The following is a 13,862-nucleotide window of genomic DNA, read 5'->3' on the forward strand; positions in this document are numbered from 1 at the left end:
GACTTTCCGGTGCCATCGTGCCGCTTAAAAAGCCCTTCACTACCGCCCACCGAGGGGATTCAAACCATTTTGATTATAGCATCTCTGGCAATTCATCCCATCACGCTCAAGTGAGGGTCTTCTTGCCGAATTAGATAAAAAGCGATTTAGATCTCCAATTTTTTGTATAAATGACTACCGCTTCTCCCCCCCAACCCATAAGTTCGGCAGAAACTGCGATCGCGGCTTTAAATGGAGACGATAATCAGTTGCGCTATTATGCCGCATGGTGGTTGGGTAAGAATAAAGTACAGGACTCGTGGACAGTGCTATGTGAAGCCCTCCAAGATGAAGCCTATCGCACCCAAGCAGGCGGATATCCCTTGCGACGTCAGGCGGCGCGAGCATTGGGTGAGTTAAAAAATCCCCAAGCTGTACCTGCGTTAATTGCTGCCTTAGATTGTCCGGATCTGAGCCTTCGAGAGGCGATTATTCAGGCTTTAGCCGCGATTGGCGATCGCAGCGCTATCTCCCCCTTGCTGAATCTGCTAAACGCTGAAGCCGAGCAACCCTATGAAGCCTTGATTGAAGCGTTAGGCACGTTAGAGGTTTGGCAAGCTGGTCGCCAGATTGAACCCTTTTTAACCCATCAGTCGGAACGGGTTCAATGTGCGGCAGCTCGGTATTTATATCTATTGACAAAAGAGCCGCAATATATTGAGCGGATCATCAAAAATTTGGATCATCCGAATATGTATTTGCGCTGGGCGGCGATGTTTGACCTAGGCGCGATCGGTCATTTAGCCGCAGCGCAAGCGATCATTGAGGCGAAGGTGCCGAATAGTTTAAAGCTGCTGAATATCAAGCGAATGTTAGAAGCCATCTTAGAAAGTGATCCGGACGCCGAAACCAACCAGCAGGATAAATGCCAGTTTCTGATGGACACGATTGATCAGTTGTTAATTCAGCTATAGCAGGGAAGCAGGGGGAGATGGGGAAGATGGGGGAGATGGGGGAGATGGGGGAGATGAGGGAAATTGTGTAGGGGCGGGTTTCACTACTATCTTTTGAAATGGTGCGTTACGCTTCGCTAACGCACCCTACACCCGCCCCGACTGTACATAAGACGAATGACCAATGACGAATGACGAATGACGAATGACAAATAACAACGGACAAAAATTACAACAAGCGGTTACGCCCAACGAAGCCATAGAAGCGATTCAGGCGTTAGTCACTCACCCGCAGCGTGCTAGCGATGATGTCATTACAGCTTTAATTGGGGCATTAAGTCATCATCATCCGGCTGTACCAGCCGCCGCCGTAGACGGGTTAGTCGAATTGGCATCAGCTAGCGTTAATCCTTTAATTGCCGCCTTTAAAGCCTCTGGTGACCAAGCGGTGCAAGCCCATATCATTCAAGCTTTAGCGCGAATTGGTGATCCAAAAGCGCTAAGTTTGTTAGAGGAAGTCATTGGCACATCCGTCGCCAATCACTGTCAAGGAAATGTCCGGCGCGTAGCTGCACGAGGATTAGGGCGGATTGGCAGTTTAGCCAAGGATACAGCCATTATTCGTCAAGCCATAGATAAATTAACCTGGGCGTTATTGACACCAGAGGATTGGGCGCTGCGTTATGCCGCGATCGCGTCCTTACAAGATATTGCCCAACCAGAAGTTATGCCTCCCTTACAGCAGGCGTTGACTCAAGAGTCGGATCGGGTGGTACAAGCACGACTGAATAGCGCGATCGCACAGTTACAATCCAGCAGCTAGCGGCTAGCTGCCAACATTAGACTTACTTGTGCTTGTGACAATGGTTTCGGTTCAATTCTCTGACAAGACTCAATCGTTTGAATGTGAGGTCGCACTGCTTTAAAGCTAGCCAAATTCAATAAAACGATATCTTCGTACACTGAATCATCAGGAGTTTCAATCGCTAAAATCAAATCGTCCAGATTATTTTGTTTGATAACAACATTAAGGCATCTCAAAAATAAATCACGTTTCTTGTGGCGAACATTGACCAAGTACCAATTACCGTGAATAGGCGGCGGTTCTTCTGGCGGCTCGATAGGTTTGACTGGTGGTAATTCCAAAACGACTAAAATTCCTTTCTGTTTGCTAACTAAGGTATACGGGTTTCCGGGTTTAACCATTCAGGAAGATTATAGCAAACGGGGAGTTTGAGGGGAAATCATAAAACCCAACGCAATTGCTGTTCGGTTGTAAACAAAACAACAGAATGGATGCCATTCTAGAATTATTGCAAAGCTATTATTTTTACTAACCCAAAAGGCTCCCTTGCACCTTGGCTTATAAGCAAAGCTTATTTTTGCTGAAAATATTATAGGACAAGTCTTTCAGATCAATAGTTTCAGAAAGCAATCAGCAACATTAAAATTTTTCACACTAAGCACAAGAGAGCCTGATTCAGTGTGCGGAAGGTTACATCTGAGCCAAGGCATTTATTTTAGCCAGTTTGCTCTGATCTAAACCGCTCAAATCTTCCAGCTTTAGCCACTCTTCTTTAACTAACCTAGCGAAAAGAAACAGGAGAGCGGAATAGTCGTAGTCGTACTTGCCATCAATATCGTGCCGCCTTGCACTCAAAAAATCATGCAGACGCCAAACCTGATCAAGTTCAGTAATTTCACTGGCGTATTCCCGCACCTGTGTGATCAAAGCATTCGTTTCTCGTTGATAGGCTTTCTCAAAAGCATCTTTGGCGATTTGCTGCTCTACTTCAGACCAAATAATTTCGTTTACTTGCATTATCCCAGTATGCTGAACACTCCCAATTAATAGGATCAGGGAGTGTTCGCTCGAATTTACAACTTGCTATAGTTTACTCCTACTCAGGATGGCTTTAGCGAGCCAAGTTGAGTAACTCCTTCGGCGAGGCTAATAAATCAATTGCCACAAAGTAGATCTTGTTCTCAGGATTGAGCAAGAATCGCCACGCCATATTCATTCCCACTCCGGCACCGAACCAAGGCGTTTGAACTTTACCTGTGACTTTGAGCTGAGTATACCCCTCTTCTGTCGGTTCAGAAACTCCCTGTTCCGGCAGCAGCTTCAGGTTCTGGCATTCTTCCCGGAAGAATCGGTAAACGGCATCTTTACCAATGATCGGTCTTTGGAACGGAGGTTGCAGCGCTCCATCTTCAGTGAACAGTTTGATCAGGGCGTCGAAGTCATTGGCATTCATGTAATTCATGTAGCTCAACACCGTCTGGTTGTCAACCCCCTTGATCGCCACCGACGTCCGTTGGGACATTTCCTTCGGCGGAACAATCGGCTCAGTCACCTTGTTGTTGCTATCCAGCTTACTCGGGTCAAACCCCATATCCACAACCGCATTCCGCAGCACCGTAATTTGCTGTCCCGGATCGAGGTTGCGAATGGCTTGTAGCACGGCGGATGCATTGGCGGATAAGCGATAGCCTTCGGGAATAGGCGCGACTGTTCCCTGTTCCATCCATTGTCCGAGCTGATACCAAAAGCCAAGCTTGATATTAGCCGACCAACTGGCATAAGTGCGGCTAATCGGCGCGTCGGCGCGGTTTGCCAAGTCACACATGATCTGGGTTTGCTCTTGGAAGGACTTTTGCTTAATTTGATTCAGGGTTGGTTCTGCAAGCACCATACTGGCGGCTCCTGGTGCAGCAATAGTGATGGTTTTGCCCATTTCCAGGTAAGCAAACCAGATCAATGCCAATTGATCTTCAGCACTAAGTTGACTGAAACGGGCAATCGTAGCGGGTACAGCATCGGCTGTTAGGGTTTCCGGAAATATACTACGAGCTGAATCAAGGGTAAAAGGCATTCAGGATCTCCTGTTTAGGTAATTTATCGGAATACTACGTCAGCGCTTGCCCTGAGCCGTTTTGGACTCTCTGGAGGCAGGCAGAAAATTTATTCACTACAAACAATATTAACAAATTGCAAGTAAATGTAAAGATATATTTAGAGTGTTTTGTATCTTTTTTGGCAGTTTTTTTTCGGCAACTAATGCTTATCATTTTCATCAGGCTTATCTATCGTTGTTGGGGAACTTGTCAAAATGTCTCCATGAAGGTAAAGTCCTGAACGCCTGATTAGGCTTGGTTTCAGCTTGCTTGTTACCTCGTAAGCGGTTACAATTTATGACATGTTTGAGCAGCGAGACAATTTGAGTTTGTATGGGGTAAGAAAAGCCCAGAGTAGAAATGAACCCTTGGTACGTGGCTATGAGTACCTAGAAGCTGTACGTCAGCTAGCATTAGAGCCACGTATGGTTGATATCAGCGATAATCCTCGGGTACGCGATCGCATCTGTACCTGGATTGGCTACAACATTGATACGGTCAACGCTGAACTCAATTCTTGTCTCAATGCCTGTCATGACTGTTTTCATCCAGAATTGCGTCGTCCGATCCAGATCGGGGCAGCGCCGTTAGCCCAGGAGTATGGGATTGATGGCTTTTGTAACATTCTCCTCAATCCAGTTACCATCCTCGTTGATGTGGGACGAACAGCACCGCCAGATTGGTTAGGTATCGTTGTGCATGAATATGCCCATGCTCATGTAGGATCGCCCGGTCATGATCGACGGTTTTTTGAAGTTTTGTCTCATCTTTGCTTAGGACTCGGATTAAGCCCCCCAGTTTGGCAGCCTGATTTGGAAAACTATTTGCGAAATTGGCCCCACTGTCGTTCCCTGGCAAATCCCTTGGCGTTCTGGATGGGTTACTTTTAGGAGGGAACAGGGGAGATGAGGGAGCTGGGGGAGCTGGGGAAGCTGGGGGAGCTGGGGAAGCCGGGGAAGCTAGGGAAGCCGGGGAAGCTAGGGAAGCCGGGGAAGCTGGGGGAGCAAATAACCAATGACGAATGACAAATGACAAATGACGAATGACAAATGACAAATGACTAATTTTGTAAGAAGGTTACATAATCTGTTATATAGTTGAAAGTTAAGGTTTGTAAGATTTTCTAAGATTACGGAGATTTAAACGTGGCGCTACCTTTATTAGGCTACACTCCGGTAAGTCAAAATCAGCGTGTCGCTGGTTATGAAGTACCGGGGGATGAGCAACCAAGGATTTATACAACCGAGAACATCCTGTTTGGCACAGACTTGGATGAATTGATCGAAGCGGCATACCGTCAGATCTTCTTCCATGCCTTTGCTTGGGATCGGGAACGGTTCCTAGAATCCCAACTCCGCAACGGTCAACTGACGGTGCGGGATTTCATTCGTGGATTGCTGCTGTCGAAAACCTTCTACAACAGCTTCTACGAGAAAAACAGCAATTATCGCTTTGTTGAACAGTGCGTGCAACGGGTGTTAGGGCGCGATGTTTACAACGAACGCGAAAAAATTGCTTGGTCTATCGTCGTGGCGACGAAGGGGATTAAAGGCTTCGTTGATCAACTACTCAACAGCGAAGAGTATCTGACCAACTTTGGCTATGACACCGTTCCCTATCAACGGCGTCGTGTATTGCCTGGTCGCCGTCAAGGTGAAAGACCCTTTAACATTAAATCACCCCGCTACGACGGCTACTACCGCGCTCAACTGGGCTTCCCCCAAATTATTTGGCAGAACGAAGTACGCCGCTTTGTCCCGCAAGACAAGCAGGCTAAAGCCGGTGATCCTACGAACTTCCTGGATATGGCACGGGGAGTTAATGCCAAACCCAATCCGCTGCCCCGCGTGTCTGCCCAGAATATCGATTACATGTCCCGTGTACCTAAGCGTTAGGTACTAGCGGATGAAGCACGCCGCCGCAGTACGGTTAGGAGTGTGCTAAAGGCTGGGGGGAGTGGGGCAATAACCTCAATCCAGTCCCCAGATTCATTGTCCGTCCTCTGGTCTCCTTGGTTAGGAGAGAGGGGACGGGCAATTGTATTGGGATGCTGTAATCGTAGTCGCCATGCATGAAGGGCTTGTCCAGGGAGATTGACGCCGATGTCTCGACCTTTACTATACACGGGGTCACTGACAATTGGGTGTCCGATATGGGCGGTGTGGACGCGAATTTGATGGGTGCGTCCGGTTTCCAGTTGGAAGTGGATCAGGGTATAGTTGCCTAGGCGTTCTTTAATCTGCCAATGGGTAATTGCAGAGCGTCCGCCTTTTTCTAGGGGAACGACTGCCATTTTTTTGCGATCGCTGGGATGGCGTCCGATGGGGAGGTTAATGGTGCCAGTTTCGGTGGCGGGAGAACCATAGACGACGCCGAGATAGTCTCGACGGGCGGTTTTGGCTTTGAGTTGGGCTTGTAGGTGATGGTGGGCGTGGTCAGTTTTAGCGATCGCGATCGCACCGGTGGTATCTTTGTCTAAACGGTGGACAATTCCGGGACGTTGTACGCCACCAATTCCAGCTAAGTTAGAACAATGGGCGAGAAGGGCATTGACAAGTGTGCCATTTTCGTGTCCAGGAGCGGGATGAACAACTAAGTCGGCGGGTTTGTTGACAATCAGGATTTGGTCATCTTCATAGAGGATATCCAGGGGAATCGCTTCTGGTTTTAGCTCTAAGGGTTTGGCATCAGGGATAGTTAGGTGGATAGAGTCTCCAGGTTGAATGGTGGCTTTTTTGGAGGTGCAGAGGTTATGGTTAAGCTTTACATTGCCCTCTTCAATCAGTTTTTGGATACGCGATCGCGACAAATCCGGTAATTGTTGAGCCAGATAGCGATCGAGTCGATCACTGTTTTGTTGGCAGTATAAATTAATTTCTTTCACGCTTGTTTGACTTCGTTGCGCCCTATAGACCTAATTTCACCTTAACCCGTAGGGTGGGTTAGGCGGTACTTAATAGAGAAACAAACCCTTTAATAATATATCCGCCGTAACCCACCACATTACCCTTCTCACGGGTGAACTAACGGAGAGGATTCCTCGAATAAATTAATGGTTTTCTCTGTCGCGATACTGGGGCGAGTCGAGAAAATTAAAGTGTTTCCCCTTAACGATAGTGCAGCGACTCGCCCCTACAGAACACCTAACCCATAAAATAGGTTTCCCCAAAAAAAATAGAATTAGGGATTGACTTTTCTGCTGATTTTAGGTAATTTTATATAGTGGAAAAATGTGCCGCCATATCGACTTTAATTTGATATTCATTGATCGGTAGCGGAGGGTTAGTCGATAGCGAGACTATATTCGTCATTTGTCCTTTGGTTCATTAGGCAACCGCCTCGTATTGTTGGGACTTCGTCTCAACTTGTCGGAGAATCTCCATGGCTTCGGGTAGATTCTCACAGCTATAATTCGCTTTGAATTGAAAAGGGCGAACGCGAGAGTCGGTTAGCACAGCCGATTCCCAGATGCACAGTTTGATCGGTTTTTTGGGATTGTTGGTGGCACTAATGGAGTATTGAACCATGGCAGTGCTTCTTTCTACAAAAGGTCGATAGTATCGCAGTACAAATCAAGGAGACATTTTTTCTCCTTACTAAATTATGAAGGAAAAGGCAGATTTAAGGTTCCCTCTAGCTGAAGATTTGCTGGAAAAACAGTCAGGTAGAAAACCTCTCTCCTGCAAGGAGAAAGGCTTTGAATTCTCCCCTACGAAGAGGAGGGATAGACAGAGGATGCTTCGCTTTTGTTTCATGGGAGAAGGGGAACCGGATTCTCTTGCTCCCCTCTTGCTCCCCTCTCCCAACCTTGGGAGAGGGGCTGGGGGTGAGGGGTTGAGCTTAATGACTGACGTGCGCCCCTAAGGTTTTACTGAACTGGACTTAACTCCCGTTCTTTCACCGCATCGGGATTGGCTTCTGGGGTATCTTCCTCCGACGGTGGCACCACTTGCCAGAATTTGCCTAAGAATTCCGACCAATTTGCCAGAATTGTCTTGGCTTTGGCACTGTCGGTGCGGTCAACATGGGCTTGTATCAGGGCTTTTAGCTGCTGTTCCCCAGCCGATGTGGTTACCCGTTGAATCTTAACAATTTCGGGGTTGACTTTTGCCGGAAATTGTGAATCTTCATCCAGGACGTAGGCTAACCCGCCAGTCATTCCTGCACCGACGTTGCGCCCAACACGACCTAATACCACAATCACGCCGCCTGTCATGTATTCACAGCAGTGATCACCAGCCCCTTCAATCACCGCTTGACCTTTAGAATTGCGGACGCCGAATCGTTCACCCGCCCAGCCATTGGCAAATAACGTACCGCCTGTGGCACCGTAGAGGCAGGTATTACCGACAATTACGTTTTCGGCGGGGTTGTAGGTGGCATCAGTGGGAGGCGTGATGATAATTTCACCGCCATGCATCCCTTTCCCCACATAATCATTGGCTTCCCCAACCAGGTTTAGGGTGATTCCGGGCAAATTGAAGGCACCAAAGCTTTGTCCGGCTGCACCCTTGAAGTTGAGGGTAATCTGCCCTTCAAAGCCAGTATCGCCGTATTTCTTAGCGATCGCACCTGCTAAACGTGCGCCTACACTGCGATCGGTATTGAGAATGGCTACATCTTTGGTGATTGTACCGTGGTTGGCGATGCAGGCTTGAATCTCTGGATCAGCCAGTAACTGATCATCGAGAACAGATCCATTACTATGCACCGCCTCATGATTAAGGAAGGAACGATCGCGACTTGTATTCGGTAAATCCGTTAAGCATTTCACCGATAGCGTGGATGTCTTGGTTAAGCTGATATCCTCGCGTTGCTGCAATAAATCCGCCCGACCGATTACCTCGTCTAACTTACGATACCCTAACCGTGCCAAGAGCGATCGCACTTCTTCGGCGACAAAGTAAAAGAAGTTAACCACATGATCTGGGATTCCGGTAAACCGCTTGCGTAAATGCTCCTGCTGTGTAGCCACGCCAACCGGACAGTTATTCGTGTGGCAAATTCGCGCCATGATGCAGCCTTCCGCAATCATCGACACCGAACCAAAGCCATATTCTTCCGCGCCCATTAACGCCGCCATCACCACATCCCAGCCCGTTTTGAAGCCACCATCTGCCCGTAAAATCACGCGATCGCGCAGTTGATTCGTCATCAGCGCCCGATGGACTTCGGTGACACCCAACTCCCAAGATACGCCCGCGTGTTTAATCGAACTTAGGGGAGATGCGCCCGTTCCGCCATCATGACCGGAAATTTGGATCACATCAGCATTTGCCTTCGCCACACCTGCTGCGATCGTACCAATGCCGATTTCTGCCACTAATTTAACCGACACCTTCGCCTCTGGATTAATCTGATGCAGGTCAAAAATTAACTGGGCGAGGTCTTCAATCGAATAGATATCATGGTGAGGAGGTGGGGAAATCAGCGGCACACCGGCTTTAGATCGCCGCAGCATGGCAATATAAGGACTCACCTTTTTCCCCGGTAACTGTCCCCCTTCTCCGGGTTTCGCACCTTGGGCAATTTTAATTTCCAATTGTTTGCCACTGATCAGGTACTCTGGCGTCACGCCAAAGCGCCCGGATGCCACCTGTTTGGTGGCTGAACTGGCGGTATCCCCATTCCGCAGTCCTTTAAGATGGGGCAATGTGGGCGAATTTCCCTGATTATCCACATCATCCAAGACTTTAAACCGAACTGGGTCTTCTCCACCTTCACCAGAATTGGATTTCCCACCAATCCGATTCATCGCAATTGCCAAGGTTTCATGTGCCTCCCGCGACAGGGAACCCAATGACATGGCACCGGTACAGAAACGCTGCACAATATCCGCCACAGGTTCGACTTCTTCGATGGGAATGGGAGTGCGATCGCTGTTGAAGTCTAACAAATCCCGTAACGCCGTAACTGGGCGGTCTTCCAGGTATTTTTTATAGACATCATAGTGGTCATAAGCGGTTTGTTCGGTATCCGTTTTGCCATTTCCGTTTTTCACCGACGCCACGGCTTTATGCAACGTCTTTGCCATCTCCGGGCTATTCATGTGATATTCCCCACCGGGACGGTATTGGATAAAGCCAAAGTTTTCCAGTTTCTTACCCGTCAACTCCGGGAACGCCCGTTGATGGAACGCCATCACTTCCTGTGCCAATTCTGCCAGATTCAAACCACCCAGGCGGGAGGTTGTACCCCGGAAGGCTAAATCTAATACCTCTGCACCAATTCCCAATGCCTCAAAAATCTGCGCCCCTTGGTAAGACGAGAGTAGAGAAATCCCCATTTTTGACAGGATTTTCAATAACCCAGCTTCCACCGCCTTACGATAATTTTTCTGGGCTTCTTCAATAGTTAAAGGTTCAATTTTACCCCGATCCATCAGTTTCTGGGTTTTGGGATTCGACCACCACTGACGCACCGATTCCAATGCCAAATAGGGATGAATTGCCGAAGCCCCATAGCCAATTAAACAAGCAAAATGATGGGTACTCCAGCATTGCGCCGTTTCTACAACCAGGGAGGCTTTCATCCGCAACCCTTCGCGAATCAGATGATGGTGAACCGCCCCAACTGCCAATAGGGGTGGAATATAACTGGTGGTTTCACCGACACTCTCACCAATTTTATCGCTCAAAATCAGGACTTTTGAGCCAGATTTCACCGCTTGATCCGCTTGGTCACATAATTGATCAATGGCAGCTTTTAACCCATCCGGACCGGCGCTAATTTGAAATAACGTGGAGAGTTCTGTGGTGGCAAATCCAGAGGTTTTGATTGCATTTAACTCGGCTTCATTCAGAACTGGGGTTTTCAGTTTCAGCAGTTGGGCATACTCGGGTTTAGCCTCTAACAGATTCCCCCGTTGACCCAATTCCATACTTAAAGACATCACCAGACTTTCCCGCAAAGGGTCAATCGGTGGATTCGTGACTTGGGCAAACCGTTGTTTGAAATAGTCATACAGCAGGCGCGGCTTATCCGAGAGAACCGCCAAAGGAATATCATCTCCCATACAAAACGTGGGTTCTTTCCCTTGAGAGGTCATCGGTTCTAGGATCATATCCAAATCCTCAGCCGTATACCCAAAGGCGGTTTGCTGCTGGAGTAAGGTTTGGGCGTCTAGTTTGGTTGTATCGGTAAAGGGTTGAGGGGATAAAACCTGACGATGCTGTTTCAACCAGTCTCCGTAGGGTAAGCGTTTGGCAACTCGCTGTTTGATGTCCCAATTTTTGATAATTTCGTGGTTGGCTAAATCCACAGCAATCATCTGTCCGGGTCCAAGTCTACCCTTTTCCACAATATCTGCTTCGGGTAAGTCTACGACACCTGCTTCTGATCCAACCACCACGTAGCCATTCCGGGTGATACTATAACGGGCAGGTCGCAGTCCATTCCGGTCTAGGGTTGCACCAACGACTTGACCATCACTAAAAACTAACAGCGCCGGACCATCCCAAGGTTCTTGAATGCCGCTATAGTATTCGTAAAAATCAACAATTTCTGGATGATCTTGCAAATCGGGCTGATTTTGGTAGGCTTCGGGCACCATAATCATCAAAGCTTCCAAAGGACTACGACGCGATCGCACGAGTAACTCAAAGATATTATCTAGAGTAGCGGAGTCACTATTATCCGGAGCAACCGTCGGCTTGAGATCTTCGATTTCGTTTCCCCACACTGGATGAGATAAATCGGCTTCCCTTGCCTTCATCCAGTTAATATTACCCAGTAGCGTATTAATTTCCCCATTATGTCCCAATAACCGCATCGGTTGGGCTAGGGGCCATTTGGGTAGGGTATTGGTACTAAAACGGCGATGATAAACCGCAAAAGGGCTTTGAAACTCAGGATGTTTTAAGTCCTGATAAAATTCACCCAGTACCGCCGAACGCACCATGCCTTTATAGACAATTGTGCGACTCGATAGGGAGCAAATATATAAATCATCGGACCAATGGAGAGTACCATCCGCTTCTAATGCACTGCCAATGCGACGGCGGGTTTTATAGAGGAGACGTTCCCGTTCATTCCCCGTTTGATGGGGACAGCTAACAATAATTTGCTCAATTTGCGGTTGATTCTCTAAAGCTTGGGGTCCCACAACTGACTCGTTCAAGGGGACGACACGCCAACCCAATACAGTAAAACCATCTTGTTCAAAGACTCCGCCAACAATGTCCCGAACTTTAGTCGCCTTTGTCCCATCTTGGGGTAAAAAGACCATACCCACCGCCAACTGATCTGTTGGTGGCATGGTGATTCCTTGTTCCTCAAACCAAGACGTAAACAACCCCCAAGGAATAGCCGTCATTAAGCCAGCGCCATCACCCGAATCTCGGTCAGCGCTACAGCCACCGCGATGTTCTAAACAGGTTAATGCAGAAAGTGCCTGTTCAATCAGTTCATGGCTAGCGACACCTGCGACTGAGGCAATAAAGCCAACACCGCAAGCATCCCGTTCTTCCACTAACCATCGTTGTCCTGGATAGGCTACATCGTCTCGATTCCAGGATTGATGCTGTTGATTTGGGTTGATGCTCCTGTTTGTCATAAGATAGTTCCTGGTGTTATTGGTCATTTGTCATAGATGTAGGGTGGGCAAGGATTATAACCCTTGAAACGCTGAATATTATCCTTCGTTGTTGTTGCCCACCTCGCGGTAACTCAGCATTGATTACTACTGCTACTCAATCGTTGTTCTATCAAGTCGGCTGCGTCATCGGGAATTCCATTAAAAAGTTGAAAAATATAAAAAACAATTGACGGCTAATTCGCATTCTTATCATCGTTGTGTGTTGTGTGAGTCATCTTCTGTCCAGTTGGCGTATTTACCCCTATTTTTAATATAAGGTGGGGGCAAGGTAGTATTCGACGGCTGTCAATTGCGATAGTGTCTGCGATGGTGTCGGTTGGGTTGAGGAACGCAGGCGAAGCCTTCTCGGAGAGTAACCCAACTCACTTGGATAGCTTAAACACTATAGACTTTTCCTCTTATCTTCTCGGTCATTAGCCACGAAACAGAGAACTAGGAACTTCAGCAACGTTGCTGTAGCGAGTGAAGCTATTTAGCTGGGGAAACTTATCTTAGCGAAAATACTCGACTATGGCAATCCCCAATGTCAGGGTTTAGCAAGCTAAAGCCGGAAGCCCCACGCCATACCTGTACTTCGACAGGCTCAGTAACAACTTAGGTTGGCGTTGGCATGAATTTTCAACTTGCTAGAGTAACAGGGTACAGGTTAATTTAATAAAGCTAACCGCTTCCTGTACACCGTACCTTGACAACCTGGAATATGGGGTGCCGCCTAGAAACAGGCTATGTGTAGTCGCATCTGTGGGCGGGTAAAATTCCAGCAGTACAAAGCAAGACAAAGCAAGACAGATAGATGAACAAAACTTTGTATTGTTCCGGCGCACAGGGGCATCCCGTGTAGTTAATAAAGCCAAGAGTCTCCTAAGCGGTAGCCGGATTGTCTTGGAAGCCTACACCGAATCAAAGATTACGGTGTAGGAGTATGTCACAGTGTTAGGGCATCGGTCAAGAAACCCGGTTCCTTGTAGTGCGAGCATCTTGCTCGCTACTAATACCCAATTTCAATGCATGACAGCTTATCAAGTGTAACCTTCCACCCACCAAATCAGAGAATCAGAGATTATGGTATTGACCCTGAGCGAAGTCGAAGGGATATGATATAGCAACCGCCATGGCTATTAGGACACATCATTTATGTAGAGACGCGCCATGGCGCGTCTCTACAATGGTGCCGAACGTCCTAATCGATGTGTCTATTGCTATATCACCACGGACTACCAATTAATGTAAACCCTGACCAATAAAAGGGATTCGATAAATCAACACTGTTTAACGCTTCCGCTAACTCCGGTGGCAATACAATCCCCAAGGGGTATCCCTTACCCCGCATTTGTCCATTTTCAATCACCACATCTCCTCGCAGCATCGCTAATTGTGCCTGTCTCAGGGCTTCTGCTTTAATTTTCGTTTCCCCTAAATGGGAGTAAAATTCCGTC

General features: G+C 47.8%; 11 protein-coding genes. 4 read left to right on the forward strand and 7 right to left on the reverse strand.

Going from position 1 to position 13,862, the window contains the following annotated elements:
* Positions 1 to 170: 170 nt before the first annotated feature.
* The gene (locus RIG27_RS28470) at positions 171 to 953 is read left to right on the forward strand and encodes a HEAT repeat domain-containing protein (protein ID WP_446350499.1); all 783 of its coding nucleotides are present in this window, start codon (positions 171 to 173) and stop codon (positions 951 to 953) included.
* A gap of 184 nt (positions 954 to 1,137) precedes the next feature.
* Positions 1,138 to 1,755, forward strand: coding sequence for a HEAT repeat domain-containing protein (locus tag RIG27_RS28475; RefSeq protein ID WP_446350500.1), 618 nt, complete (start codon positions 1,138 to 1,140; stop codon positions 1,753 to 1,755).
* On the opposite strand, the gene RIG27_RS28480 is transcribed toward RIG27_RS28475, so the two are convergent.
* From RIG27_RS28480 to RIG27_RS28490, 3 genes are all read right to left on the reverse strand, one after another.
* On the reverse strand, positions 1,752 to 2,138 hold the full coding sequence (locus RIG27_RS28480; protein WP_446343531.1) for a chromosome segregation ATPase: 387 nt from the start codon (positions 2,136 to 2,138) through the stop codon (positions 1,752 to 1,754). The genes RIG27_RS28475 and RIG27_RS28480 overlap by 4 nt on opposite strands.
* Before the next feature lie 289 nt (positions 2,139 to 2,427).
* Positions 2,428 to 2,754 carry a hypothetical protein gene (locus RIG27_RS28485; protein WP_446343533.1) on the reverse strand — a complete coding sequence of 109 codons (327 nt, stop codon included), beginning with the start codon at positions 2,752 to 2,754 and terminating at the stop codon, positions 2,428 to 2,430.
* A gap of 94 nt (positions 2,755 to 2,848) precedes the next feature.
* Positions 2,849 to 3,808, reverse strand: coding sequence for an orange carotenoid-binding protein (locus tag RIG27_RS28490; RefSeq protein ID WP_446350501.1), 960 nt, complete (start codon positions 3,806 to 3,808; stop codon positions 2,849 to 2,851).
* 324 nt (positions 3,809 to 4,132) lie between these two features.
* On the opposite strand from RIG27_RS28490, the gene RIG27_RS28495 reads away from it, so the two are divergent.
* Positions 4,133 to 4,720 (forward strand): hypothetical protein, encoded by a 588-nt coding sequence (locus tag RIG27_RS28495; protein WP_446350502.1) that lies wholly within the window; start codon positions 4,133 to 4,135, stop codon positions 4,718 to 4,720.
* 255 nt (positions 4,721 to 4,975) lie between these two features.
* Entirely contained in the window at positions 4,976 to 5,725 is a 750-nt protein-coding gene (locus RIG27_RS28500; RefSeq protein ID WP_446343539.1) for a phycobilisome rod-core linker polypeptide, read from the forward strand.
* Here the strand turns inward: RIG27_RS28500 and RIG27_RS28505 are convergent.
* The 4 genes from RIG27_RS28505 to RIG27_RS28520 form a co-directional block, all read right to left on the reverse strand.
* Positions 5,722 to 6,714 carry an RluA family pseudouridine synthase gene (locus tag RIG27_RS28505; RefSeq protein ID WP_446350503.1) on the reverse strand — a complete coding sequence of 331 codons (993 nt, stop codon included), beginning with the start codon at positions 6,712 to 6,714 and terminating at the stop codon, positions 5,722 to 5,724. The genes RIG27_RS28500 and RIG27_RS28505 overlap by 4 nt on opposite strands.
* A 442-nt stretch (positions 6,715 to 7,156) precedes the next feature.
* Positions 7,157 to 7,357, reverse strand: coding sequence for a hypothetical protein (locus RIG27_RS28510; RefSeq protein ID WP_446350504.1), 201 nt, complete (start codon positions 7,355 to 7,357; stop codon positions 7,157 to 7,159).
* Between the two features lie 341 nt (positions 7,358 to 7,698).
* Entirely contained in the window at positions 7,699 to 12,384 is a 4,686-nt protein-coding gene (gene gltB / locus RIG27_RS28515; protein WP_446350505.1) for a glutamate synthase large subunit, read from the reverse strand.
* A gap of 1,246 nt (positions 12,385 to 13,630) precedes the next feature.
* Positions 13,631 to 13,862, reverse strand: a 232-nt coding sequence (locus RIG27_RS28520) for a CHAT domain-containing protein (protein ID WP_446350506.1), incomplete at its 5' end; no start/stop codon positions are given.

Source organism: Coleofasciculus sp. F4-SAH-05, assembly GCF_040222985.1.
Taxonomy (GTDB): Bacteria; Cyanobacteriota; Cyanobacteriia; order Cyanobacteriales; family Coleofasciculaceae; genus Coleofasciculus; species Coleofasciculus chthonoplastes.